This window comes from Microbacterium sp. che218, assembly GCF_040436305.1.
Classification (GTDB): domain Bacteria; phylum Actinomycetota; class Actinomycetes; order Actinomycetales; family Microbacteriaceae; genus Microbacterium; species Microbacterium algihabitans.
In genome coordinates this window covers 1,421,420-1,446,234 of record NZ_AP031501.1, presented here as the reverse complement: position 1 = coordinate 1,446,234, position 24,815 = coordinate 1,421,420, and the positions used below count along the sequence as shown (strand labels likewise).

Genomic DNA, 24,815 nt, shown 5'->3' with positions numbered 1-24,815 from the left:
TCAGATCGAGCGGTCGGGCGTCAGGATGCCGCGCGGATCCAGCGCGGCCTTGATCGCGCGCTGCACGTCGAGGGCCACGGCATCCTGCTGCCAGGGGAGCTCGTGACGCTTGACCGAGCCGATGCCGTGCTCGCCCGAGATGGTCCCCCCGAGCGAGAGGGCGAGGCGCGTGATGTCGTCGATCACGAGCTCGGCCGCGGCGTACTCCTCGGGGCTCTCGCCCGCCTCGACCGTCGGGTGCAGGTTGCCGTCGCCCGCGTGCGCGACCACGGCGATGCGGCGGCCATGGCGCTCGGCCAGTTCGCCGATGCCCCGGAACACCGTCGCCAGCTGCGCGACGGGCACGCCCACGTCGCACGACACCCGCAGGCCCTGCGCAGTGAGCGCGGGATTGGCCAGGCGACGGGCCTCGAGCAGGCTGTCGGAGTCGCTGATCTCGGCTTCCACGGCGCCGTGCGCGCGGCAGACGGCGACGATCGCCTCGGCGGTGTCGAGGGCGGCGAGCCCCACGGTCTGCCCGACGAGCATCGCCGCGCCGGGGGAGGGGAGGCCGCTCGGGTGGAAGGCCTCGATGATCTCGACACTGCGCGCGTCGATCAGCTCGAGCACCTCGGGGGCGGCCGGGCCCGACACGATCGCGGTGACCGCGCGGCCGGCGTCTTCGATGTCGTCGAAGCTCGCGCGGAAGGTGCGGGGCTGCCCGGGCGCCACGGGCTTGAGGCGCACGGTTGCGGCGGTGATGACGCCGAGCGTGCCCTCCGATCCGGTGAACAGGCTGGTGAGGTCGTACCCCGTGGTGTTCTTGCGCGTGCGCGCACCGGTGCGCATCACGCGGCCGTCGGCGAGCACGACCTCGAGGGCCGCCACGACGTCGGTGGTCACGCCGTGCGCGACGCAGCGCAGACCACCGGCGTTCGTGGCGATGTTGCCGCCGATCGTCGACCACTGCGCGCTCGCTGGGTCGGGCGGGAAGAACAGGCCGTGCGCGAGGGCGGCGGCATCGAGATCCGCCGTGATCACTCCCGCCTCGACGTCGGCGAGACGGTTGCCGACGTCGATGTCGACGATGCGGTTCATGGCCTCGAGGGAGACCACTAGCCCACCGGCATAGGCCACGGCCCCGCCCGAGAGTCCGGTGCCCGCGCCTCGGACGGAGACGCGGATGCCGCGGGCGTGCGCCCACGCGAGAGCCGTCGACACGTCGCCGGTCGAGGTCGCCCGCACCACGGCGATCGGCAGACCCTCGGGCTGCGCGCGCGAACTGTCGACGGCGTAGGCGGCGAGGCTCGCGGGATCGTCGAGGAGGCGGTCGCCGAGCGCTGCGCGGAGCTCGTCGAGGGTGTCGCCGGGCGCGGGCTCGCTCACGAGTTCACCTTGATGATCTCGCGCTGGTACGGGGCGATCACGGTGCCGCTGATGCGCAGGTCGAGCAGCAGGAAGGGCCGTTCGGCGGGGTCGCGACGGGTCCATTCCGCCAGCGCCTCGAGGTCGGCGACCTCGCGCACCACCACTCCCTCGGCGCCGAAGCCGCGTGCGACGGCGGCGAAGTCGACCTCGGGGATGAGCATCGGCTCGCGGGCGAGGCCCTTCAGCCCGTACAGGTTGATCTCGGCGCCGTAGGCGGCGTCGTTCCACACCACAGCGATGCCGTGGCCGGCAGCCGTGCGCACGGCGCTCTCGAGGTCGGCGATCGCCATGAGTCCGCCGCCGTCGCCGGTGGTGAGCACTACGGTGGAGTCGGGGCGGGCGGCGATGGCCCCCGCGACTGAGGGGAAGCCGAGGCCGATCGACTGGTAGGCGGTGCCGATCATCATCACGCGGTCGGGCGAGGCCACCGGCCAGTACATATTCGACCAGCCGAGGAAGTGCCCGCCGTCCGAGACGACCACGCGATCCTCGGGCAGCAGCTCGCCGATCCGCGCGGCGGCGGAGCGGGGGTCGAGGCGGCCGTCCGGAGCGAGTCCCTCGCCGGCCTCCTGCTCGCGCAGCGGCGCGACGTCGACGCGGTCGCGCCAGCCCGACGACACCGCCCCGCGAGAGCGCAGGCGGTTCGCGATCTCGTCGGCCGCCACCGCGGCATCCGCCCGCACGAACCCACCCACCTGGGCGTGGGTCGCGGTGGTCGCCACGTCGACCTGGAAGACCTGCGTGCCCGGGGCGAAGAGCTCGCCGAAGCGCATCGTGAACTGGTTGAGCCCCGCGCCGAAGACGACGGCGACGTCGGCCTCGCGCACGAGCTCCATCGCGCCCGCGGCGCCGAAGCCGCCCGTGACGCCGAGGTCGTGGGCGGTGTCGGGGAAGATCCCGCGGCCGAGGGCGGTGGATGCCGTGATCGCCCCGGTCGTCTCGGCGAGGCGCCCGAGCGCGGGGCCGGCGTCGGCGAGCCAGGCTCCGCGACCCGCCAGCAGGAACGGACGGTCGGCCGAGGCGAGGGCGTCGGCGACGCGGTCGAGCGCGGCGCTCGCTGCCGGACTCCGCGGGGCGAGGGGAGCGGGGATCGTCACGGTCCCGGCATCCGTCAGCTCTCCGGCCTCTCGCGTGACCACGTCGTAGGGGATCGCCAGCACCACCGGCACGCGATACGTCAGCGCGTGCTCGAGCGCGATCAGCACGGTGGCCGAGGCGTCGCGATCGCCGACCGTGTAGGTGCGCACGCCGACCGCCGAGGCGAGGGCGACCTGGTCGACGCCCCACGGGCGCGGGCCCGAGGTGGGCTCGTCGCCGACCACGAGGAGCAGGGGGATGCGCGCCTGCGCCGATTCGGCGAGCGCAGTGAGCGTGTTGGTGAAACCGGCGCCGTAGGTGGCGGTGGCGGCGGCGATCCGGCCCGACGCGCGATAGTGCGCATCGGCGGCGACGACTCCGCCGGCCTCGTGCCGCATCGCGGTGAAGACGGCGTCGGTGTGACGGTGCAGGGCGTCGAGGAAGTACGCGTTGCCGTTGCCCATGACGCCGAACACGTGGTCGAGGTGGCGGCCGAGGGTGTGGGCGACGTGCGCGGAGACGATGGGCATGCGGAAGCCTTTCGCGAAACAGGAACGGGAATGAGCCGTATGTGTCTCGCGCGGGTCTCGCGCTACGTGCCCCTTTTTCGAGCAGCGACGCACGACCTCGTGCGCCTGACGGGAGCGATCATATACGATCGCGCGGGCTGTGTGGGGCGGTTCGGGTGCTGGTCGGCCGTCTGCCCCGCGAGACTGCCCCTCGCTGACAACCCGGTGTCAGGCTGACGCGGAGTCGTCAGCGAGATGCAGTCTCGACGGACGTTCAGGCCAGCGCTCCGCCGGGCAAGCGGGCACGCCCGGTCATGGCCCGCGCGCGCGCGGACAAGCGGCGCCCGGGCCACCGGCGGAGGCTGACGGGACGGGCATCGCGACACGGCCCGGGACACGAACCGAAGGAGCCGAGATGTCCGATCCCACCCCTGCCCTGGCCGATCCCGAGATCGACGCGGCCGCGCCCGCCGCCGAGTCCGCCGTCGACGACGCCGCGCTGCTCGCGCGCGTGCAGGCCCCCGAGGGTCAGGGGCGGGAGATTCCGGATGCCGCCACCCGCGAGGTGATCGGCCGAGCTCCGGTGCACACCGTGGCCGACGTCGACGCCGCCGTGGCGCGCGCCCGCGCCGAGCAGCCCGCGTGGGACGCCCGCGGCCACGAGGAGCGCAGCGGACTGCTGATGGCCGCCGCCGACCGCATCGAGGCGAACGCCGAAGCCCTCGCGCGCCTGCTCTCGCGCGAGCAGGGCAAGCCCCTCGACGGCCCCAACGCCCGCTTCGAGGTGGGCGCGTGCGCCGCGTGGCTGCGCACCGCCGCGGGCACCGCGCTCGAGCCCGAGGTGGTCGTCGACGACGGTCAGGTGTACGCCGAGCTGCACTACCGCGCGGTCGGCGTCGTCGCCGCGGTCGGGCCGTGGAACTGGCCCATGATGATCACGGTCTGGCAGATCGCCCCGGCGCTGCGGATGGGCAACACCGTCGTGGTCAAGCCGAGCGAGTACACGCCCCTCAGCGTGCTCGCCCTCGTCGACGTCATCAACGAGGTGCTGCCCGACGACGTGTTGATCGCCGTGGCGGGCGACCGCGACGCCGGCGCGCGACTGGTCGCCCATCCCGACGTCGACAAGGTGATGTTCACCGGCTCCACCGCGACCGGCCGCAAGATCATCGAGAGCTCCGCGGGCAACCTCGCTCGCCTCACGCTCGAGCTCGGCGGCAACGACGCCGGCATCGTGCTCCCCGACGTCGACCCGGCGGCCATCGCCGAGGGCCTGTTCTGGGGCGCGTTCATCAACACCGGCCAGACGTGCGCCGCCCTCAAGCGCCTGTACGTGCACGACGACGTCTACGACGCGGTCGTCGAGGCGCTCGCAGGCTACGCCGCACAGGTGCCCATGGGTCGCGGTCTCGACGAGGGCACCGTTCTCGGCCCGCTGCAGAACAAGCAGCAGTTCGACATCGTCGACCGCCTCGTCGATGACGCCAAGGGCGCGGGCGGACGCATCGTGCTCGGCGGCGAGCCCGCCACCGATCTCGGCGAGCTGTTCTACCGCACGACGATCGTGGCCGATGTGACCGACGGGGTCGCGCTCGTCGACGAGGAGCAGTTCGGACCGGTGCTCCCCGTCATCCGCTACACCGAGCTCGAAGACGCCGTCGCGAGCGCGAACGGCCTCGACGTCGGCCTCGGCGCCTCGGTGTGGTCGAGCGACCGCGACGCCGCACGACGCGTGGCGGCGCGCTTGCAGGCGGGCACCGTGTGGATCAACTCCCACGGCGGCGTGCACCCCCTCATCCCGTTCGGCGGGGTGAAGGGCTCGGGCTACGGCCTCGAGTTCGGCGTCGAAGGCCTCAAGGCGCTCGGCGTGCCGCAGGTCATCAACGGCTGACGCCGCCCGGGCGGGGGGTCGGCTCCCGCCCGGGCCGCGGGTCGTGCGTCCTGCGTCAACCCGGGGGCACCCCTGGTCAAGCAGAGCACGCCCCCGACGCAGATGATGTACTCACCCGCTCCACCCCGGCATCGCGGCATCCGCCCGCCGGACCCGTTCCACCCCCACCGTCGTCGCCCCGACGCCGCCGAACACCCGGGAGCCCCATGACCGTCGCCGACCTCATCCTGCACGGCGCCGTCGTGCGTACGGCGGACCGCTCGCGCCCGCACGCCACCGCGCTCGCCGTCGCGGACGGACGTCTGATCGCCGTCGGCGGCGACGACGAGGTGCTCGCCACGGCCGGCCCCGACACCGAGGTGCGCGACCTCGGCGGGGCCGCGGTCGTCCCCGGACTGGTCGACGTGCACAACCACCACCTCATGGCGGGCGAGGCCGAGCTCTACCAGCTCGCGTTCCCGCCCACCGCGGGCCTCGACGAGGTGCTCGAGGCGGTGCGCGCCTACGCCGCCGAACTCGGTCCCGACGAGTGGGTGGTGGGCGAGGCGTTCGGCAGCGTCCTGCTCGAGGAGTTCTCGACGGTCTCGACCCGCGCCCGGTTCGACGAGGCCGCGGGCGGGCGTCCGGTCGTGCTCACCGACGACAGCCACCACAACCGCTTCGCGAACTCCGCGGCGCTCGAGGCCGCCGGCATCCGCTCCGACACCCCCGATCCCGCGCAGGGACGCATCGTGCGCGACGCCGAGACGGGAGAGCCGACGGGCATGCTCATGGAGGCGGCTACCCTCGCCGTCACCGAGGCCCTCGACCGCAACCTCGCGCGGACGCCCGAACGCTACCGTCGGGCCAGCGCCCGGGCGATCGAGATCCTGCACTCCTTCGGCATCACCGCATTCCAGGATGCCGCGGCCACCGTCGAGATCATGGGGGCCCTGCGCGACCTCGACGACGACGGCGACCTGCACGCCTGGGTGGTGTCGTCGCTGCTGTCGAGCGAGTTTCTCTTCGCGAACACCCCGGTGGGGGACGAGCTCGTCGCGCGGCGCGAGGAGTTCCGCACCGCCCACCACCGGCCCGACTTCGTCAAGGTCGCCCTCGACGGCGTGCCCCCGACGTTCACGGGCGCGTTCCTCACCCCCTACCTGCCGAGCCCCGATCACGGGCACGCGCACTGCGGTGTCACCACCATGGACCCCGCGCACCTCACCGACTGGCTCGTCCGCACCGCGGCGCAGGGCCTGGGCGCGAAGATCCACTGCACGGGAGACGCCGCGGTCCGCGTCGCCCTCGACGCGATCGCCGTCGTCCGCTCCGGCGGCGACACCGCCACGCGGTACCAGATCGCCCACGGCCAGTTCGTGCACCCCGACGACCGGCAGCGCTTCGTCGAGCTCGACGTCTCGGCCGACATCTCGCCCTTCCTGTGGTTCCCCGGGGTGATTCCGGATGCCATCGCGCAGGTGCGTCCGCAGCCTGAGGCCACGCACCTGCAGCCCAATCGCGACCTCGTCGACCGGGGCGTGCTGGTCGCCGGCGGCTCGGACTGGCCGGTCAGCGTCTCGCCCAACCCGTGGGAGGGGATCCAGGGGCTGGTCACCCGCGCCGACCCGCTCGGCCGCGCGCCCGGCACGCTCTGGCCCGAGCAGGCGCTCACCCTCGACGAGGCGTTCGAGGTCTTCACCGTCAACGCCGCCATCGCGATGGGACTCGGCGAGGTGACCGGCTCGCTCAGCGTCGGCAAATCCGCCGACTTCGTCGTGCTCGACCAGGATCCCTTCTCCGTCGAGATCGAGCGCGTCGTGCACACGCGCGCGGTCGAGACGTGGTTCGCCGGTCGTCGGGTCTTCACCGCCTGACCGCCGCACCGTTCCATCCGCCCTCGGATCCCCGGGGGCGGCCCTCGGCAACCCCTCGCACCACCCGCACCCACACCCGCCCGTTCCACCCGTAAGGAGCAGCACCATGAAGCGTCGCCTCCGCCTGACCGCGATGGCCTCGGTCGTCATCGCCGGTCTCGCCCTCTCCGCCTGCAGCACCACCGCCGCCGACGACGCCGGATCGGGGTCGAGCGCGGCCCCGGCCGAGCGCGGTCCGGTCAAGAAGATTCTGTTCGACTACCCCTTCACCGCCCTCCCCGTCTACGGCGCGATCGTCAACATCGTCGAGGCGCGTGCGGCCGAGAAGGGCGTCGAGGTCACCTTCACCAACGACGAGATGGACCTGCAGAAGCAGGTCAGCCAGCTCACCTCGAACCTCACCAGCGACGTCGACGCGGTCGTGTCGTTCCCCGTCGACCCGGCGAGCCTCGAATCGGTCGCCCAGCAGTACCGCGACGGCGGCAAGTACTGGGTGACGTATGGCGGCGACATGACCAATCAGGACGCGACGCTGCAGTTCAGCTTCTACCAGTCGGGGGTCGACCTCGGAAAGGACGCCGCCGAGTGGGCGCTGAAGAACGTCGGCCCGAACGCGAAGGTCATCGTGCTCAGCGAGACCGAGCGGCAGATCGGGCAGGAGCGCACGCAAGGCCTGCTCGACGGTCTCAAGGCGGCCGGCCCCGACCTGCAGATCGTCGGTGAGCAGCAGGCGGTCACCCCCGACGACGGCCTGTCGGTCACCACGACGCTGCTCGCGCAGCACCCCGACGCGAACGTCGTCGTCTCGGCCGTCGGCGACGCCGCGCAGGGTGCGTACCAGGCGCTCGTCGCCTCGGGCCGACCCGAGACCGACACGAAGACCTACGTCGGCGGGCTCGACCCGAACCTGTTCCTGCTGCAGAAGATGAAGGAAGGCGGCTTCTTCCGCGCCGCGACCTACTTCTCGCTGAAGGACCTCGTCGACAACGTCATCGACATCCCGATCTCGCTCGGCGAGGGCAAGACCGACGCGAGCGTCGACCTGCCCGTGACGGTGGTCACGGCCGATGACCCGAACCTCTCGAGCTACATCACCGAACTGGGCGGCTGACCGCTCGGCGGGGGCGGGGCGACCCGCTCCGCCCCGCCCCCACTCGATGAGAACGGAGGAGACATGACGGTCACCGTGCACGGTCTGACGAAGCGGTACGGCGCGACCCTCGCGCTCGACGACGTCACCCTCGACATCCCCGGCGGGCGCATCCACGCGCTGCTCGGTCACAACGGCGCGGGCAAGTCCACACTCATCGCCTGCCTGGGCGGGGGAGTGGCCCCCACAGCGGGAACGATCGAGATCGACGGCACCACGCATGACGCGCTCACCCCCCGCACCTCGATCGCGGCCGGCGTCGCCGTGATCTACCAGCACCTCAGCCTTCTCGAGAACATGACGGTCGCCGAGAACCTCTTCATCGGCCAGGAGCTCACCGCCGTCGGGGTCATCCGCCGCGGTGAGCAACGCCGCCTCGCCCGCGAGGCGCTCGACGCCGTGGGCGCCGGGGCCATCGACCCCGACGTGCGCGTCGCGACGCTGCCCATCGGGCAGCGGCAGCTCGTCGAGATCGCCAAGGTCGTGCGCCGCGACGCGAAGCTCATCGTGTTCGACGAGCCCACCGCCGCCCTCTCCCGCGCCGAGGCGACGCGGCTCGGGGCGCTCGTGCGCGACCTCGCGGGCCGGGGCATCGCGATCCTCTACGTCACCCACCTGCTCGGCGAGGTGCTCGCGCTCGCCGACGCGGCGACCGTCATGCGCAACGGACGGGCCGTCTGGTCGGCCGAGGGCGCCGGGATCACCCGCGAGGCTCTCGTGGCCGCGATCAGCGACGGTCACGGGGCGACGAACGATCGACCCGCCCCGCCGCGCCAGGGTGAGACGCCGGTGCTCGAGGTGCGTGGACTCACCGCCCCCGGCCTCAGCCCCGTCGACCTCACCGTCGCCCCGGGCGAGATCGTGGCCTGTTACGGACTCGTCGGCTCGGGACGCACGCGCTTTCTCAGCACGGTGTTCGGCCGCATCCCGCGCACGGGTGGAACCCTCGCGATCGACGGCGTCGCCCGCGAGACTCGGTCGCCGGCGCAGGGCCTGCGCGCGGGGATCGCGCTCGTGCCCGCTGACCGCGCGCGCGAGGGACTGTTCGCCGCCCTCCCCGCGCAGGACAACACCGTGATCGACGCGATGCGCCGCCTGGGCTCGTGGGGTCTGCGCTCGCTGCGCGCCGAGCGCGGCGTGTTCGACCGCATCGCCGACGGGCTCGCCCTGCGGCCGCGCGCGGCCGACCTGCCCGCGGGTCGCTTCAGCGGCGGCAACCAGCAGAAGATCCTGCTCGGGCGCTGGGTCAACGACGCCGCCCGCACGCGCGTGATCCTGCTCGACGACCCGACCCAGGGCGTCGACGTCGGCGCCCGCAAAGACATCTACGACGCGATCAAGACCCTCGCCGCCGAGAAGGGGCTGGGCGTGATCGTCGCCACCAACGAACCCGAAGAGGTCGTCGACCTCGCGCACCGCTGCCTGATCTTCTCTCGCGGCGCCGTGGTCGACGAGCTCGACGTCGCCGAGACCACGGCCGACGGCCTGCTCTCGGCCGTGCACGCCGCCCCCGTCGCCCCCGCCGCTCTCACCGAAGGAACCCGCCCGTGACCGAGAACCGCTTCCTCCGCGCCGCCGTCGAGGGCGTCGTGCGCACGCCGCTGCTCGTCGTGCTGATCATCATGGTCGTCGGCGTGCAGCTGGCCACCGACTCCTTCTTCGGGTGGCAGAACATCCGCGGCATCCTGCAGGACAGCGCGGTGATCGCGATCGTGGCGATCCCCGTGGCGATGCTGCTGATCGCGGGTTACATCGACCTGTCGGTCGGGTCGAGCCTCGCGCTGGGCGGAGTGGTGGCATCCCTCGTGATGGACAAGGGAGCAGGCCAACCCGCCGTCGCGATCGTGCTCGCGATCCTGGCCGGGGCGGCGGTCGGGCTCGTCAACGCCGTGGTCGTCACCATCCTGGGGCTCAACTCGTTCATCACCACGCTCGGCACCCTCACCGCGGTCCGCGGCGTCGCGCAGCTCATCAGCCCGACGCCGAAGAACAACTTCGGCGCGCAGTTCGGCCTGCTGGGTGTCGGCACCGTCGCCGGCGTGCCGATCTCGGTGTGGATCGCCGTGCTGCTGCTCGTGGTGGCCGGGGTCTTCCTCGCGCTCACCCCGACCGGACGCCACGTCTACGCGGTGGGAGTGAACCGCCAGGCTGCGTACCTGTCGGGCGTCCCCGTGCGCCGCCTGCCGTTCTCGCTGTTCGTGCTGTCGGGGGCGATGTCGGGCTTCGCCGGCACCATCGTCGTGGCGCGCCTCAACAGCGCCCCGGCCGGGCAGATCGGCGCGGGCTTCGAACTCGTCGTGCTCACCGCGGTGCTGCTGGGAGGGGTGGCCCTCACCGGCGGAGAGGGCACGATCTTCGGTGTCGTGGTCGGCGTGCTCTTCTACGGCGCGCTGAACAACTCGCTCGTGCTGCTCGGGGTCACCACCTTCTGGCAGGCGGTCGCGAGCGGCCTCGCCCTGGTCGCCGCGATCGGACTCAGTGCCCTCACCCACGTCTTGCGGGTGCGGTTGGCGACGGCGCGGGCGCAGAGGCTGGTGGCGCTCGCGGCCTGAGAGCGGCCTCGAGCAGCGTTCCGCAGTGGCCGGGGTTTTCGTGTGGTGGTGACCGGGGTTGGTGAGAGCTGCCGATCCGTCCCAAGGCCCCTGACGCGAGGTACCGGACTCAGAAGCGGGTGGGCCGAGATCCGTCGAGCGTATCTTCCCTCCCGTCGATCACCTCGGGCAGCCGCGAGTGGGTGGCGATCCATACCCCCAGGTCGTGCGAGACGTATGAGGCCACGTCGCACATGAACCGGTGGTCGACCCTTAGATCACGTTCATGAATGGGCTCATGGTGTGCCGCCCGGTTCCTGAGCAACCGGAGCCTCTCCATGCGGTCCCTCAAGTCTCCACGACGGCCGGTGAAGTTCGGGAACGCCCTGACCAATGCGGGGTTCCACAACGCCGCATGTAGACGGTTTACGAGAAGGCCCTCCCAGAATGAATTCTTCAGTTCCGCCACGAGATGGCCGTCGGTCCATGTCCCAGGCTTTCGGGCGTCGAGATATTCGGACGCCCCGCGGACCTCTTCTCGCTGGAGGGTGCTGAGGGGTGCAACCTCCCACCAGTCCGGCCGGTCGTAGAAGACGGTGAGCTGGCCATGCATGGCATTGCGCACCCCACCTCGAGGGCTGCGTATGCGCCGAGGAGAGCGGCACTGGCCTCGATGTTCCACGAGTACAACCGGACAGCCCTTGCGGCATCCGCCCCACATGCTGCCAAATACGGGGAGAGGCGACGAGCGCCGATGACGCTATCCACCCGCAACGTGGAGGGGTCGACGGGATTCACCGGATGAGGATGGCACAGTCGTCGACGGTGACGGTGATGCTCGAACGCGCGCTGCCTCGCTCTTTGATAACCTGGTTGCGTAAGCCCCGGACGAGGCGCCATCGGCGTCGGCGCGCCGGGGCAATCACATTTCATCCGTCAATCCGCGATTCCCCGTTCGCGGCGGCATCCTCCGCGCTCTCACGAATTTCACCTCTTCTTCGAGGTGCTGTCGCCCATGGCTGCTGTCCCCGGCACACGCGAAGAGCCGCGCCCCCGCAGGGAACGCGGCTCTCGCCGGAACCGACCGCTCAGCGCTCCAGCGGACGCGCGGGGTCGTACTCGGCGGGGTGCAGCGTGTTCGACAGCAGTCGACCGTGCGCTCCGAAGGTGAAGTGCGTGGCTCCGGAGCCCGACTCGTCGGTTCCGAACAGCACGCCGTGGGCGCGCAGCGCCTTCTGGTCGCGGTGGTCGGCGATCGTGACCGAGCCGCAGGGGATGACCTTCTCGCGCCAGGTGAACACGTAGATGCCGGGACGCACGCGCCACACGGTGTTCTCGTCGGTGTCGGCGAGGCCCTGCTCGGGGCCGGCGAGGCAGTGCCAGGAGTACCAGTGCGGCGAGAGGTACACGTGCTCGTAGGCGTGGACGCCCGAGTAGACCCACAACACGCGACGGCCGATCAGCTCGTCGGTGGGGGCGGGGGCGTCTCCGCGCACCTCGAGCTCGGCGATGTGCGCGGGGGTGAAGCTCATCTGCACGGCGGTGCGCCCGGGAGCGGCGGTGCCGAGAAGGCTGCGCACGGTCAGGGCGTGGCCGCTGCGCAGATCCAGGATGAGCGTCACCGCCTCGTCGGGGTGGGCCGCGGGTGTGAACTGGGCGTAGTAGAGCTCCTCGTCGACCGCGATGACCTCCACGTCGTCGCGGCCGGTCTCGCCGTCGCGCTCCCACGACACGGCATCCGCCTCGAACCGGTAGACGGTCTGCGAGCCCGCCTCGTCGACGGTGGTGAAGGTGCGACCGGCGAGGTCGGCGCTCAGATCGGCCTTGGCGGCGTCGAAGCCGGGCGCGAGCCCGTCGAGCGGGAGCCAGGTGCGGGTGTCGGACAGGTTCAGGGTGTCGGTCGTCATGCCATCTCTTTCTCTGGGGGCAGGGGCAAGGCGGGCGGATGCCGAGACCCGGCGCGGGGGCGAGGTCGCGGCATCCGGAATCAGAGTCCCGGCACGGGGTCTTTGCCCTTCTCGGCTGGGACGATGTTGAAGGCCTCGAGGTCGTCGCTGAGCGCGGCGTAGACGGCGGGCTTGCGCCGGCGCAGGAACACGCCGTAGCCGATGCCGCCGATGACGGCCGCGAGCAGCAGCAGGGGCATCGCGCGGATCGCGGGCTCGCTGGAACCGGCGACGACGTCGAAGTTCGCCACGGCGAGCACGACGATCACGGCCAGGGCGACGAAACCGATGCCGGGGGCGATCAGCGTGCTCCACCACCGGCGGTCTCCGCGGCGGCGGAAGAACACCACGATCGACAGCGCGGCCAGGGCCTGCAGCACGATGACGGCGAGAGTGCCGAAGCCGAGCATCGCGGGCACGAGGTTGAGGATCGGGTCGAGGCCGACGAGGGCGAAGAGTCCCGCCACGATCGCGGCGAACCCGGCCTGCACGATGCCGGCGATCTGCGGGGCACCCGAGGCGCGGGTGCGGGCGAGCGCGAAGGGCAGCACGCGGGCGCGGCCGAGCGCGTAGAGGTAGCGGGTCGCGGAGTTGTGGAAGGCGAGCATCGCGGCGAACAGGCTCACCAGCAGCAGGACCTCCATCACGACGGTCAGCTGCGGTCCGAGGTAGGTCGCGGCGAGGCTGAAGATGAGGTCGCCGGTGGCGAGGTGCTCCTGCGCGGTGCCCTGCGCCTGGCCGACGCCCGTCGCGCTGACGACGGCCCAGGTGGTCACGCCGAGGATCACGCCGATCGCGATGATCGCCGTGTAGGTCGCGCGGGGGATGGTCTTCCGCGGGTTGCGCGCCTCTTCGCCGAAGAGGGCGGTCGCCTCGAACCCGAGGAACCCGGTCGCCGCCAGCAGCAGACCGATCGGCAGCGAGCCCGAGAACACCGCCTCGGGCGAGAACGCCCCGAGGTCGTAGCCGGTCTGCACCAGCACCGACACGTCGAAGACGACGAGCATGAGCACTTCGAGCACGAGGGCGACCCCGAGCACCTTCGACGAGAAGTCGACGCCGGTGCGGGCCATCGCGAAGCACACGATGATCGACAGCAGACCCCAGAGGTACCAGTGCATGTCGAAGCCGGTGAGCCCCGCGATGATCGACTGCATGAAGAAGCCGCTCGTGCCGATCGTGCCGACGACGAAGAAGTTGTAGCCGAGGGTCGCGATGAGCCCCGCGATGAGCCCGCCGGTGCGCCCGAGCCCCTTCACGACGAAGGCGTAGAACCCGCCGGCGTTGACCAGCTGCTTCGACATCTGCGCGTAGCCGACCGCGAACAGCAGAAGGATCACCGCGATGATGAGGAACGACGCGGGGGTGCCGCCGCCGTTGCCGAGCGCGATCGCGAGCGAGGCGACCACGACGATGCCGGTCAGCGGCGCCACGGCGGCCAACACGAGGAAGACGATGCCGGCGACGCCCAGCGCGCCGCGCTGCAGCGCGGTCGAGGAGCCGGCGGAGGTCGAGTCGGTCATGGCAGTCCTTCGGGGGTTCGGGTGCGAGGGGGCGCGTCGGCCCGTTGCAGCGATCTTGCTCCGCTCGTGAACGCCCGACTTGACCGCCGGTGAGGGGGACTGTTGCGTGCGCGCAGGGACGGATGCCGTGCCCCGGGCGCGCGCTCAGGATGAGCGCATGGAGCTTCGACTGACCTCGCGCCGCGCACTCGTCACGGGTGCGGCGGGCGGCATCGGTCGCGCGGCGGTGCAGGCGCTCGTGGGGGAGGGGGCGCACGTCGCCGCCGTCGATCGCGACCCGCGCGTGCGGGAGGTCGCCGCCACGGCATCCGTCGCCGATCTCACCGACGCGGATGCCGCGGCCTCGGCCGTCGACGAGTGCGCGCGGGCGCTGGGCGGGCTCGACGTGCTCGTGCTGGCCGCGGGCGTCTCGGGTCCGGTCGGCACCCCGCTCGAGCAGACGTCGCTCGCCGACTGGGAGCGCGTGTTCGCCGTCAACGTCACGGGCGCCTTCCTCGCGCTCCGCGCCGCCCTGCCGTGGTTGCGCGCGTCGGACGCCGCCTCCGTCGTCGTCGTCGCGAGCGATTCGGCCCTCGTGGCCACGCCCGGCATGGTGCCGTACGGCGCCTCGAAGGCCGCCCTGCTGCAGCTCGCGCGGGCGGCGTCGGTCGAGTTGGCGCCGCACGGCATCCGGGTCAACGCGGTGTGCCCCTCGATCGTCGACACCCCGATGAGCCGCGGCGATCTCGAGCTGCCCGACGGGTTCGGCGGCGCGGGCTACCCCGTGCAGACAGCGGCCGAGGTCGCGGATCAGATCGTGCTGCTGGCCTCGCCGCGGCTGCGACCGGTGTCGGCGGCGACGTGGGTGTCGGACTTCGGTGTGAGCGCTCGGTCCGGCTTTCCGGCGTGAGCGCGCGAGACGCCCGGCGCGAGCCCGGGCAGAAGGAGGAACGGATGGATGCCGACCTGAACGGTCACGTGGTGCTCGTCACCGGCGGAGGCACGGGCATCGGCGAAGCCGTCGCGCGGCGGTTCGCTCGCGAGGGCGCGCACGTCGTCGTGACGGGCCGCCGCGCGGAGCCCCTCGAGCGGGTCGCGGCCGAGATCGGGGGAACGGCGATCGCCGCGGATGCCGCGGACTCGGCCGACGCCGCCGCCCTCGTCGCCCGCGTGCTCGAGGAGCAGGGTCGTCTCGACGTCGTGGTCGCCAACGCCGGAGGACACGGCTTCGCCACCGTCGCCGACACCGACGACGCCGCGTGGGAGAACGCGCTGCGCGCCAACGTCACCACCGCGTTCGTCATCGTGCGCGCGGCGCTCCCCGCCCTCATCGCCGCGCGGGGGCGCGTGGTCGTGATGTCGTCGATCGCGGGGCTCGCCGCGGGTCCCTCGGTCGCCGGTTACACCGTCGGCAAGCACGCGCTGATCGGCCTCACCCGCTCGCTCGCCCGCGACTACGGCCGTCAGGGCGTGCGCGTGAACACCGTGTGCCCCGGGTGGGTGGCGACCCCCATGGCCGACGACGAGATGGACGCCTTCGCCGCCGCGGCCGGCCTGACCGACCGCGACGAGGCCTACGCGACCGTGACGCGCGACGTGCCGCTCGCCCGCCCCGCGCAGCCCGACGAGATCGCCGCGGTCGTGCGCTTCCTCGCCTCGCGCGAGTCGTCGTACATCACCGGCGCGACGATCGTCGCCGACGGCGGGGCGCACATCGTCGACGTCCCCACCATCGCGTTCGACCACGCGGGGATGTGAGAGCGGGCCCGCGTGGGGTCGCGTCGCCGCCGTCTTTGCCTTCACCGGCGGGCTCAGCAGGAGTTCCGGGGCGTCGTTCGTGGCCCCGGGGCGTCGTGGGTGGCCCTGGGGCCACGGGTGCGCAGGGTGACCGGTCGAAGCGGGCTCAGCGAGGGTTCGGGGCGTCGTTCGTGGACCCGGGGCGTCGTGGGTGGCCCCGGGGCCACGGGCGCGCAGGGCGACCGGTCGAAGCGGGCTCAGCGAGGTTTCGGGGCGTCGATCGTGGCCCCGGGGCGTCGTGGGTGGCCCTGGGGCCACGGGTGCGCAGGGCGACCGGTCGAAGCGGGCTCAGTGAGATTTCGGGGCGTCGTCCGTGGCCCCGGGGCGTCGTGGGTGGCCCCGGGGTCACGGGTGCGCAGGGGGGGGGGGGGGGGGCAACCGCTCGAAGCGGGTCGTGCGATCCGTGCGTGCGAGAACGGCGGGGCGCGGCGAGTCAGCGCCCCGCGCGGCACTCGCTCGGCGAGAAACCGAAGGCCGTCTTGAACGTGCGGCTGAAGTGCGCGGCATCCGGGAACCCCCACCGCGCACCGATCGCCGACACCGACTGATCCGCGAGCAGCGGGTCGGTCAGGTCGCGGCGGCAGCGTTCGAGCCGACGCGAGCGGATGAGCGCGGCCACCGTCGTGTCGCGACCCTGGAACAGCGTGTGCAGGTGACGCGTCGAGATGTAGTGCGCCGCGGCGATCGCACCGGGGGCGAGATCGGCCGAGTCGAGGTGGGAGTCGATGTACTCCTCGACGCGGCGGCGCAGGGCCGCGTGCGGGTCGGTCGCATCGACGTCGCTGCCGAGCTCGTGCGCGTAGACGGTGGTCAGCAGGTCGAGGGCAGTGTGCACGAGGCGCGATCCGGAGGGGCTCGCGACCTGGTCGAGGTGCGTGCCCAGCTGGGCGAGGAACGGCGCGACGACCCCGCCGAGCCCTCCGTCGCCGGCGACGCGCACGGCGGTCAGCTGCGCGAGGGCCGACGAGGGCAGGGGCAGCGCGCTGGGGGCGAACATCGTGACGATCGTGCGGAAGTCGCCGCTGAAGCACAGCGTGTAGGGCCGCGAGGTGTCGTACACGGCGAAGTCGCCCGGGCGCAGCAGCGCTTCGCGGCCGTCCTGGATCAGAAGGCCCGAGCCCGCGAGCATGAGGCTCATCTTCACGGCCGGGCCGTCGGCGCGGGCGATGAGGTCGGGCGTGCGCTCGACCACGTGCGCCGAGGCGGTGACGGTCGAGACGTGGATGCCGTCGGCCGAGGCCGCGCGGATGCTCCCGCGGAAATGATCGGGGTCGGCGGCGGTGACGTGCAGCGGCACGAAGCTGTCGTCGACGGCGGCGCGGAAGGCGGCCAGGTCGGCGGCGTGGATGGCGGTGACACCCGATCCGGGTCGGGTCGTGACGATCGACATGGGAGACCTCCTCGTTTCCCTTGGCCTTCGGCTCCCGCATCCTTTTTATCCGACGCTTGTAGAGTCAAAGTTTCCCGAATATTACCTCTCTGTATCGGCTGCCGCGAGTGCTTTCTCAGCGGAGCATGTCGACGAGGGCGTCGACCGTCGCTCGCATGCGCTGCTCGCGCGCCGTCTCGGGCAGCAGGATGCCATTGGCCTGCATGCCGTTCACCGCGTGCAGGATCGCATCGCTCACGGCCTGCACGTCGAGGCCGTCGCGCACCTCGCCCTGGGCCCGCGCCTCGGCGACCATCTCGGCGAACGCCTGCTGCCACTCGCGCATGAGATCGCGGAACATCGTCGCCAACGCGGGGTCGGCGGCGGCGTACTCGAGGAAGGCGATCACGATGCGCGCCTCGAGAGCGCGCTCCTCGTCGATGGGCGCGGCCTCGAGCAGGAACGCCCGCAGCGCGGCGAGCCCCGTCGCCCCCGACGCGGCGCGATGCGCGGCGACGCGCGCGTTGGTCGCGGCGAACACGTGAGCGAACGCCGCGGTGAGGATCGCGCTCTTGTCGGGGAAGTAGTGCGTCACGCTGCCGTTGGCCAGGCCCAGCTCGCGCGCGAGCTCGCGCATGGTCGTGGCCTCGATGCCGCGCTCGGCGATCAGGCGCCAGGTCGCCAGCACGATCTCGTGTCGGCGGGCCTCGTGGTCGACCAGTCGGGGCACGCGCGTCCTCTTTCCTCGTGTCCGGATGCCGTGGAGCATCGGCTCGACCGGCTCACCCTATCCGGCGGGTCGGGGGCGGCCGGCCCGCGCTGTCGAGCAACCTCAGCGATTCGCGCATCCTCCGCGGCATCCGGGGTCTCCGGGCTGAGGTTGTGCGGATCGCCGAGGTTCTGCGGCGCCCCGGCGCCCGCGGGCGCAACCTCAGCGATTCGCGCATCCTCCGCGGCATCCGGGGTCTCCGGGCTGAGGTTGTGCGGATCGCCGAGGTTCTGCGGCGCCCGTCAGTGCCCGCAGCTGCAGGCCGCCCCGCCCCCGCAGCATCCGTCTCCGCCGACCGCGTGCGCCTGCGACGACGCGGGCAGATCCAGCGCCGGGTTGCGGTCGAGGAAGCCGTAGGGCTTGAGCCAGAATCCGGCGTAGTCGACGGGCATGATCGGCCAGTCCTCGGGCCGTGGCACGTGGGTCAGGCCGAACGTGTGCCACAGCACGAGGTCGGCGCCGTCGATCGAGCGATCGTCGGCGGTGTAGGCCGGAAGCCCCGCACCGCCCGCGTGGGCGTTGGGGTAGCGGCCGGCGGGCCAGCGTTCGTCGGGGTCGTACGCCGTGCCCCACAGGTGCTTGGTCGCGAAGGCCGCGCGCGCGGCGACCGTCGAGGCCGGATCCGCCATCAGCAGAGCCGTCGGCTCGGGGATGAGGTGGTAGGCGGTGGGCGTGCCGACGTAGTTGGTGCGGGTGGTCGACTGCACCTCCCACACGCGGGCGACCGAGGTGTCGGCCTCGCGCTGCGCCTCCTGCTCAGTGCGCAGCGGCGTGTGCGACCAGGTGAAGGCGTTGCCGAACGGGTTGTCGTCGCCCATCGGGATGCGCACGGCGTCCACCTCGAACAGGCGGTTCTCGTCGCCGTCGATGGCCATGTCGAGCCGCGCCGAGAAGAGGTGTTGGTGCACGGGCGCGAACACGCCGGGCGCGATCTCGGGGGCGTGCCGGTTGGTCGAGCCGGGCTCGCCGCCGCCGACGAACACGATGCCGGTGGCCTTGGCCTCGACCTGGATCGACCCGTCGAGGTAGAAGTACCAGAAGAAGCCGTAGTCGTAGTTGCCGATCGTGGCGAAGTACGACACCACCAGGCGCCGCGAACGACGCACGTGCGAGCCGACCGGGCCGGGCTCGGTGTGCTTCCACAGCACGCCGTAGTCCTCTTCGTGCATGCAGACCGCGTGGGGGATGCGCATCGCGTGACCGTGATCGTCGGCGACGTGGCCGTCGAAGTAGTGGATGACGCCGAGGCAGTCGCACCCGAGCTCGAGGTGGTTGGCGTTCTTGCCGAGCAGGTACTCACCGGCGTCGAAGTAGCTGATCCAGAAGCGGGTGTTGCTGGTGTCGCCGTAGGGCACGACCATCTCGGGCACGCTCGCGCGCGAGAGCACGGGGCGGTTGTCGAAGCGCACGTCGTGCAGCACGAGTCCTTCGCGGGCGTTGAAGTCGACGCGCAGCGACCAGTTCTCCCACTGCACGTGCGAGCCGGTGACCGCGAAGCTCGGCCCCTCGGGCTGGGTGATCTCGATCGGCTTCAGCGTCGTGCGCGCGGGTCCGGTCGCCGCGGGGTCGTACCGGCCGCTGCCGGAGGGCACGGCCACGTCGCCCTCGTCCTCGATGCCGATCACCCGGTTCGCGGTGAGGTCGACGTGCACGATCAGGCCCTCGACGGGGTGCGCCCACGCGATGTCGTCCTCGCTGTCGCGGAGGAAGGTGAGCGAGCGGATGACGCGGCGCCCGACCTCGTTCTCCCGCCCGACGAACCCCGGGGCGAGCGGGGTGCAGAACGCCAGGTCGATGCGGTCGGCGAGCCCGCGACGCTCCATCGCGGCCCGCCACTCGGGCGAGGCCTTGACCAGTTCGGCGGCGCGCTCGTACTCCTCGAACAGGTACTGCGGCTGCCCGTAGGGGGCGGTGTCGGAGGCGTACCGACGGCTGCTCACCACCTCGCCCGCCGTGATTGCGACGATCGCCTCGGTCACCTCTCCGGTTGCGGTGTCGAGCAGGGTGACGTCGGCGCGACGGTCGAGGGGGTCTCCCGGATGCCACGCGGCCACGGCCGTCTTCTCGGGTTCGGCGGGCAGCAGCATGGGCACCCGCACGGTTTCGCCGAGCAGGCCCGCCGCGACCAGGATGTCGCGCGTGCGCTCGATCTCCTCCGCGCTCAGCGGGTCGAGGGGATGCGTCGCCGGCCCGGCCCCCGTCGCGGGCTCGAGGTCGGGGTTCTCCATCGCCTGATCGACGGTGGGGTGAGCGTGTTCGTGCATGTGTGTCTCCTCCACCGTCCACCCTCGTCGCCCGGGGTCGGGCGGGGTTGTCTGCGCGTGCACGGCCGATGTCAGCGCGTGCGTGGCCCGTCTGGCGGTGAGACTGCACCTCGCTGACAAGTGGGTGTCAGGCTGAAGCCCATTCGTCAGCGAGATGCAGTCTCGGCGGATTTCGGGTCGCGGAGGGCCGGGGCGCAGCGCGGGGGACAGCGCATCGCGCGTCCGACCTACAGCGCCCCCCGGATCGCGGATGCCGCGGCCTCGAGCCGAGCCGCGATCGCGGCGTCGTCGAGGTCGGTCGACACGTGCACGGCGGCGACCGCCGCGGGCTCGCGGCCCTGCACCGCGAGGGGGACCGCCACCGCGCGGAGCGTCGGGATCACCTCGTCGTGACTGCGCGCCCAGCCGCGCTCCGCGGCATCCGTCACCTCCGACGCCAGCCGGGCGTCGACCTTGTCGGGCCACCGGCGCGGGGGGAGCTGCGCGAGGATCGCGCGACCGGGAGCACCCCGGGTGACCGGATGCCGCGACCCGGGCCGCTGCGCCACCGCGGTCACCGTGTGCCGGGGTTCGACGCTCGCGAGGGTCACGCATTCGTCGTGGTCGAGCACGACGAGGAAGCACGTCATGCCGAGGTCGTTGGCGGCCGCGGTGAGTTCGGGCAGGGCCTCGGCCTGCAGGTCGGCGGCGACGCCGGCGGCCAGGGCGGCCAGGCCTGTGCCGAGGCGCACCGCCCCCGCGGCGTCGCGGGTGATGAGGCCGTGGTCTTCGAGCGTGCGCAGCAGGCGGTAGGCCACCGAGCGGTGCAGGTCGACACGTCCCGCGAGCTCGTCGATCGTGAGCGGCGTGCGGGCGTCGGCGAGCACCTCGAGGAGACGGATGCCGCGACTCAGCGTCTGCGAAGCGGGGGCGGAGTCTTGCCGTGGCGTCATGGCTCGGCTAACCTCTCGTTCGATAGCGGAACGCTGCGTTCTAATATAGAACACGCCGTGCCGCGGGGCAACCTCGACATCGACGTCAGGAGAAACGATGCAGTTCCACCACCACGGCTACGTCTCGGGCGATCCGCGCGTGCAGAACGCCGCGGGCACCGGCCTCGACCGGCCCGAGCGCCTGCCCGACGAGGTCGACGTGCTCATCGTGGGCTCCGGTCCCGCCGGCATGCTGCTGGCCGCGCAGATGTCGCAGTTCCCCCAGCTCACCACGCGCCTCATCGAGAAGCGCGAGGGGCGTCTGCCGCTGGGGCAGGCCGACGGCATCCAGCCCCGCAGCGTCGAGACGTTCCAGGCGTTCGGGTTCGCCGACCGCATCACCGCCGAGGCCTACAACATCGGCTGGATGAACTTCTGGGCTCCGAACCCCGACGCTCCCGACGAGATCGTGCGCACCACCCGCACCGAGGACTACGGCTTCAAGATCAGCGAGTTCCCGCACCTCATCGTCAACCAGGCGCGCGTGCTCGACTACTTCGCCGAGGCCGCCGCCGATGGCCCCGCGCGCATCCGCCCCGACTACGGCGTCGAGTTCCTCGGCCTCACGGTCGGCGAGGGGGAGTACCCCGTCGAGGTGCGCGTGCGCACCGCCGAGGGCGATCGCACGATCCACGCGAAGTACGTCGCCGGATGCGACGGTGCCCGCAGCGGCGTGCGCCAGGCGATCGGCCGCACCCACGTCGGCGCCGCGGCCCGGCACGCGTGGGGCGTGATGGACGTGCTCGTCGAGACCGACTTCCCCGACTGGCGCATCAAGTGCGCGATCAACGCGGCGGCGGGCAACATCCTGCACATCCCGCGCGAGGGCGGTTACCTCAGCCGCATGTACATCGACCTCGGCGAGGTCGCGGCCGACGACGACCACCGCGTGCGGCAGACCCCGATCGACGAGGTGATCCGCCGGGCGAACGAGATCCTGCACCCGTACTCGATCGACGTGAAGCAGGTCGCGTGGCACAGCGTGTACGAGGTGGGGCACCGGGTGACCGACCAGTTCGTCGACGACCTCGACAGCCCGCGCGTCTTCCTCACCGGCGATGCCTGCCACACCCACAGCGCCAAGGCCGGGCAGGGCATGAACGTCTCGATGCAGGACGGCTTCAACCTCGGCTGGAAGCTCGGGCACGTGCTCACCGGCCTGGCATCCGCCGACCTCCTGCGCACCTACGACGACGAGCGTCGCCCCGTCGCCCAGCAGCTCATCGACTTCGACCGCGAGTGGTCGTCGCTCATGGCGCGCAAGCCCGGCGAGATCACCGACCCCGCGGAGCTGTCGACCTACTACCTGGCCACGGCCGAGTTCCCCTCGGGCTTCATGACGCACTACGGCCCCTCGGCGATCACCGCCGACGCGCCCGCTCAGGAGCTGGCATCCGGATTCCCCGTCGGCAAGCGCTTCAAGAGCGTCGAGGTCGTGCGGGTGTGCGACGGCAACCCCGTGCACCTCGGTCACCACGCCACGGCCGACGGGCGCTGGCGCGTGTACGCCTTCGCGGATGCCGAGGGCTCGGCGCTGCGGGAGTGGGCCACGGCAGCGCGCGACATCGTCGAGCGTCTCGCCCCCGAGGGGGCCGACCTCGACGCGGTGTTCGACGTGAAGGCGGTGTTTCCCGGTCGGTGGGAAGACGTGGTCGACGTGCCGGATTTGTTCCGCCCGCGCTCCGGTCCGCTCGGCCTGACCGACTGGGAGAAGGTCTTCGCCGCCGCGCCCTCGGCCTGGACGAGCGCCGACATCTACGCCGAGCGCGGGATCGCCGCTGAGGGAGCCGTGGTCGTGGTGCGGCCCGATCAGTACGTCGCCCACGTGCTGCCGCTGACCGACCCGGCTGGGCTCGAGCGCTTCTTCGCCGGCATGATGGCGCAGCCGGCGGAGGCAGTCGTGCGTTGACGGGTCGACCGGGGTCGCGGCATCCGCCCCCCTCCCACGCATAAACGCAATCCGCGCGCAGAAACGCGAGCACAGCGCGTTCATGCGCGCGAGAAGCGTTTATGCGTGAACAAGCCGTGCCGGCCGGGGTCGCCCCGTGCCCCGCACCCCACCCGCCACGGCGGCCAGCACAACACTCCCTTTGTACGCAACGTATATCGGCGCACCCTCGTGTGCTGACGAGAATGGGCGGGACACCCCCGCACCGATCCAGGAGGATTCATGACCGATTCGCGCGAGAGCGAGCTGCTGGCATCCGTACCCACCGGCCTGCTGATCAACGGGGAGTGGCGCGCCGCCACGGGCGGCAAGACCGTCGACGTCAACGACCCCTCCACCGGTGAGGTCATCCACCAGATCGCCGACGCGACCGTCGACGACGGCATCGCGGCGATGGATGCCGCGGCCGACGCGTTCCCGTCGTGGGCGGCGACCCCCTCGCGCGAGCGCGCCGAGATCCTCCGCCGCGCGTTCGACCTGCTGCAGGAGCGCAAGGAAGACATCGCGCTGCTCATGACGCTCGAGATGGGCAAGCCCCTCGCCGAGGCGCGCGGAGAGGTCGGCTACGGCGGGGAGTTCCTCCGCTGGTTCAGCGAGGTCACCGCGCACACCCAGGGCCGCTACGGCGCCAACCCCGAGGGCACCGGTCGCATGATCGTGTCGCAGCACCCCGTGGGCCCGTGCTACCTCATCACCCCGTGGAACTTCCCCCTCGCGATGGCCACCCGCAAGATCGCGCCCGCGCTCGCCGCCGGCTGCACGGTCGTCATCAAGCCCGCGACCCTGACGCCGCTCACGACGCTGTTCTTCGCGCAGATCCTGCAGGACGCGGGCCTTCCCGCCGGTGTCGTCAACGTCGTGACCACCACCAACACCGGCCCGGTCTCGGAGCGCATCATCTCCGACCCGCGCCTGCGCAAGCTCTCGTTCACGGGCTCGACCCCGGTCGGCGTGAAGCTGCTGCAGCAGGCCGCGCCCGGCGTGCTGCGCACCTCGATGGAGCTCGGCGGCAACGCGCCGTTCGTCGTGTTCGACGACGCCGACCTCGACAAGGCGGTCGAAGGGGCGATGCTCGCGAAGTTCCGCAACATCGGCCAGGCCTGCACCGCGGCCAACCGCTTCATCGTCCAGCGCAGCGTCGTCGAGGAGTTCACGCGCCGTGTCACCGAGCGCGTGCAGGGCATGAAGATCGGCCGCGGCACCGAAGAGGGCGTGCAGATTGGACCCCTCATCGACGACCGCGCGGTCGACAAGGCCAAGACCCTGGTCGGTGACGCCGTCGAACGCGGCGCGACCGTCACCGTCGGCGGCTCGCCCATCGACGGCCCCGGCACGTTCTTCGAGCCCACCGTCGTGGCCGACGTGCAGCCCGGCAGCGACATCCTCCGCGAGGAGATCTTCGGACCCGTGCTCGCGATCATCCCCTTCGACGACGAAGACGACGCCGTGCGCCTCGCCAACGACACCGAGTACGGCCTCGTGTCCTACGTCTTCACCGAGTCGCTCGCGCGCGGTCAGCGCATGATCGACAAGCTCGAGACCGGAATGATGGGCCTCAACGTCGGCGTCGTCTCCAACGCCGCGGCCCCCTTCGGCGGGTGGAAGCAGTCGGGCCTCGGCCGCGAGGGCGGCGACGAGGGCATCCACGAGTACCTGCAGACCAAGTACACGCTGACGGCCAACCCCTACGCCTGATCGGGCCGAAGAAGACACCGGATGCCACGACCCCGGCGCCCCGCGAGGGCCCGGGGTCGTGGCATCCGTCGTTCCGTCCGCATCCCGGCGACACAACGCAGGAGATCCCGTTCTCCGGCGGCCCATCTGGCCC

The 24,815-nt window shown here is 71.9% G+C and carries 18 protein-coding genes; 9 read left to right on the top strand and 9 right to left on the bottom strand.

Annotation, left to right across the window (positions count from 1 at the left end; translation table 11 throughout):
- Positions 1-1,365 (bottom strand): FAD-binding oxidoreductase, encoded by a 1,365-nt coding sequence (locus ABXS86_RS06725; RefSeq protein WP_353666021.1) that lies wholly within the window; start codon positions 1,363-1,365, stop codon positions 1-3.
- Complete coding sequence (locus ABXS86_RS06720) at positions 1,362-3,014, bottom strand: thiamine pyrophosphate-binding protein (RefSeq protein WP_307209533.1); 1,653 nt, start codon at positions 3,012-3,014, stop codon at positions 1,362-1,364. Before ABXS86_RS06720 ends, ABXS86_RS06725 begins: the two co-directional genes overlap by 4 nt.
- Before the next feature lie 394 nt (positions 3,015-3,408).
- Here ABXS86_RS06720 and ABXS86_RS06715 point away from each other — a divergent pair, with 394 nt between their 5' ends.
- From ABXS86_RS06715 to ABXS86_RS06695, 5 genes are all read left to right on the top strand, one after another.
- Positions 3,409-4,884 carry an aldehyde dehydrogenase family protein gene (locus ABXS86_RS06715; RefSeq protein WP_353666020.1) on the top strand — a complete coding sequence of 492 codons (1,476 nt, stop codon included), beginning with the start codon at positions 3,409-3,411 and terminating at the stop codon, positions 4,882-4,884.
- A gap of 206 nt (positions 4,885-5,090) precedes the next feature.
- The gene (locus tag ABXS86_RS06710; RefSeq protein WP_353666019.1) at positions 5,091-6,740 is read left to right on the top strand and encodes an amidohydrolase; all 1,650 of its coding nucleotides are present in this window, start codon (positions 5,091-5,093) and stop codon (positions 6,738-6,740) included.
- 106 nt (positions 6,741-6,846) lie between these two features.
- On the top strand, positions 6,847-7,851 hold the full coding sequence (locus tag ABXS86_RS06705) for a sugar ABC transporter substrate-binding protein (RefSeq protein ID WP_307209539.1): 1,005 nt from the start codon (positions 6,847-6,849) through the stop codon (positions 7,849-7,851).
- 63 nt (positions 7,852-7,914) lie between these two features.
- The gene (locus ABXS86_RS06700) at positions 7,915-9,441 is read left to right on the top strand and encodes a sugar ABC transporter ATP-binding protein (protein ID WP_353666018.1); all 1,527 of its coding nucleotides are present in this window, start codon (positions 7,915-7,917) and stop codon (positions 9,439-9,441) included.
- The gene (locus tag ABXS86_RS06695) at positions 9,438-10,442 is read left to right on the top strand and encodes an ABC transporter permease (RefSeq protein WP_307209543.1); all 1,005 of its coding nucleotides are present in this window, start codon (positions 9,438-9,440) and stop codon (positions 10,440-10,442) included. The genes ABXS86_RS06700 and ABXS86_RS06695 overlap by 4 nt, the downstream gene beginning before the upstream one ends.
- 109 nt (positions 10,443-10,551) lie before the next feature.
- Here the strand turns inward: ABXS86_RS06695 and ABXS86_RS06690 are convergent, their stop codons facing one another.
- From ABXS86_RS06690 to ABXS86_RS06680, 3 genes are all read right to left on the bottom strand, one after another.
- Positions 10,552-11,046 carry a hypothetical protein gene (locus tag ABXS86_RS06690; protein ID WP_353666017.1) on the bottom strand — a complete coding sequence of 165 codons (495 nt, stop codon included), beginning with the start codon at positions 11,044-11,046 and terminating at the stop codon, positions 10,552-10,554.
- 463 nt (positions 11,047-11,509) lie between these two features.
- A complete protein-coding gene (locus tag ABXS86_RS06685) occupies positions 11,510-12,328 on the bottom strand; it encodes a MoaF C-terminal domain-containing protein (RefSeq protein WP_353666016.1) in 819 nt (272 codons plus the stop codon).
- 80 nt (positions 12,329-12,408) lie between these two features.
- Positions 12,409-13,890 carry an APC family permease gene (locus ABXS86_RS06680; RefSeq protein WP_353666015.1) on the bottom strand — a complete coding sequence of 494 codons (1,482 nt, stop codon included), beginning with the start codon at positions 13,888-13,890 and terminating at the stop codon, positions 12,409-12,411.
- Between the two features lie 157 nt (positions 13,891-14,047).
- Here ABXS86_RS06680 and ABXS86_RS06675 point away from each other — a divergent pair, with 157 nt between their 5' ends.
- Positions 14,048-14,779, top strand: a complete 732-nt coding sequence (locus ABXS86_RS06675; protein ID WP_353666014.1) for an SDR family NAD(P)-dependent oxidoreductase — start codon at positions 14,048-14,050, stop codon at positions 14,777-14,779.
- Positions 14,780-14,823: 44 nt separating this feature from the next.
- A complete protein-coding gene (locus ABXS86_RS06670) occupies positions 14,824-15,627 on the top strand; it encodes an SDR family NAD(P)-dependent oxidoreductase (RefSeq protein WP_353666013.1) in 804 nt (267 codons plus the stop codon).
- A 472-nt stretch (positions 15,628-16,099) separates the two neighbouring features.
- Here ABXS86_RS06670 and ABXS86_RS06665 read toward each other — a convergent pair whose 3' ends face one another.
- The 4 genes from ABXS86_RS06665 to ABXS86_RS06650 all read right to left on the bottom strand — a co-directional run bounded on the left by ABXS86_RS06665 (position 16,100) and on the right by ABXS86_RS06650 (position 21,000).
- Positions 16,100-17,056 (bottom strand): helix-turn-helix domain-containing protein, encoded by a 957-nt coding sequence (locus ABXS86_RS06665; protein ID WP_307209555.1) that lies wholly within the window; start codon positions 17,054-17,056, stop codon positions 16,100-16,102.
- Between the two features lie 115 nt (positions 17,057-17,171).
- A complete protein-coding gene (locus tag ABXS86_RS06660; RefSeq protein WP_353666012.1) occupies positions 17,172-17,765 on the bottom strand; it encodes a TetR/AcrR family transcriptional regulator in 594 nt (197 codons plus the stop codon).
- Positions 17,766-18,046: 281 nt separating this feature from the next.
- Entirely contained in the window at positions 18,047-20,068 is a 2,022-nt protein-coding gene (locus ABXS86_RS06655; RefSeq protein WP_353666011.1) for a primary-amine oxidase, read from the bottom strand.
- A gap of 227 nt (positions 20,069-20,295) precedes the next feature.
- Positions 20,296-21,000, bottom strand: coding sequence for an IclR family transcriptional regulator (locus tag ABXS86_RS06650; RefSeq protein WP_353666010.1), 705 nt, complete (start codon positions 20,998-21,000; stop codon positions 20,296-20,298).
- Between the two features lie 97 nt (positions 21,001-21,097).
- Here ABXS86_RS06650 and ABXS86_RS06645 point away from each other — a divergent pair, with 97 nt between their 5' ends.
- Positions 21,098-22,948 (top strand): FAD-dependent monooxygenase, encoded by a 1,851-nt coding sequence (locus ABXS86_RS06645; protein ID WP_353666009.1) that lies wholly within the window; start codon positions 21,098-21,100, stop codon positions 22,946-22,948.
- A gap of 261 nt (positions 22,949-23,209) precedes the next feature.
- Positions 23,210-24,682, top strand: coding sequence for an NAD-dependent succinate-semialdehyde dehydrogenase (locus tag ABXS86_RS06640; protein ID WP_307209566.1), 1,473 nt, complete (start codon positions 23,210-23,212; stop codon positions 24,680-24,682).
- Positions 24,683-24,815: the final 133 nt, after the last annotated feature.

Excerpts from the sequence above, each read along its gene's own strand:
- ABXS86_RS06700 (WP_353666018.1), top strand. The coding sequence starts at position 7,915 with ATGACGGTCACCGTGCACGGTCTGACGAAGCGGTACGGCGCGACCCTC.
- ABXS86_RS06715 (WP_353666020.1), top strand. The coding sequence starts at position 3,409 with ATGTCCGATCCCACCCCTGCCCTGGCCGATCCCGAGATCGACGCGGCC.
- ABXS86_RS06670 (WP_353666013.1), top strand. The coding sequence starts at position 14,824 with ATGGATGCCGACCTGAACGGTCACGTGGTGCTCGTCACCGGCGGAGGC.
- ABXS86_RS06685 (WP_353666016.1), bottom strand. The coding sequence starts at position 12,328 with ATGACGACCGACACCCTGAACCTGTCCGACACCCGCACCTGGCTCCCG.
- ABXS86_RS06650 (WP_353666010.1), bottom strand. The coding sequence starts at position 21,000 with ATGACGCCACGGCAAGACTCCGCCCCCGCTTCGCAGACGCTGAGTCGC.
- ABXS86_RS06645 (WP_353666009.1), top strand. The coding sequence starts at position 21,098 with ATGCAGTTCCACCACCACGGCTACGTCTCGGGCGATCCGCGCGTGCAG.
- ABXS86_RS06680 (WP_353666015.1), bottom strand. The coding sequence starts at position 13,890 with ATGACCGACTCGACCTCCGCCGGCTCCTCGACCGCGCTGCAGCGCGGC.
- ABXS86_RS06710 (WP_353666019.1), top strand. The coding sequence starts at position 5,091 with ATGACCGTCGCCGACCTCATCCTGCACGGCGCCGTCGTGCGTACGGCG.
- ABXS86_RS06705 (WP_307209539.1), top strand. The coding sequence starts at position 6,847 with ATGAAGCGTCGCCTCCGCCTGACCGCGATGGCCTCGGTCGTCATCGCC.
- ABXS86_RS06675 (WP_353666014.1), top strand. The coding sequence starts at position 14,048 with ATGGAGCTTCGACTGACCTCGCGCCGCGCACTCGTCACGGGTGCGGCG.
- ABXS86_RS06665 (WP_307209555.1), bottom strand. The coding sequence starts at position 17,056 with ATGTCGATCGTCACGACCCGACCCGGATCGGGTGTCACCGCCATCCAC.
- ABXS86_RS06655 (WP_353666011.1), bottom strand. The coding sequence starts at position 20,068 with ATGCACGAACACGCTCACCCCACCGTCGATCAGGCGATGGAGAACCCC.
- ABXS86_RS06720 (WP_307209533.1), bottom strand. The coding sequence starts at position 3,014 with ATGCCCATCGTCTCCGCGCACGTCGCCCACACCCTCGGCCGCCACCTC.
- ABXS86_RS06640 (WP_307209566.1), top strand. The coding sequence starts at position 23,210 with ATGACCGATTCGCGCGAGAGCGAGCTGCTGGCATCCGTACCCACCGGC.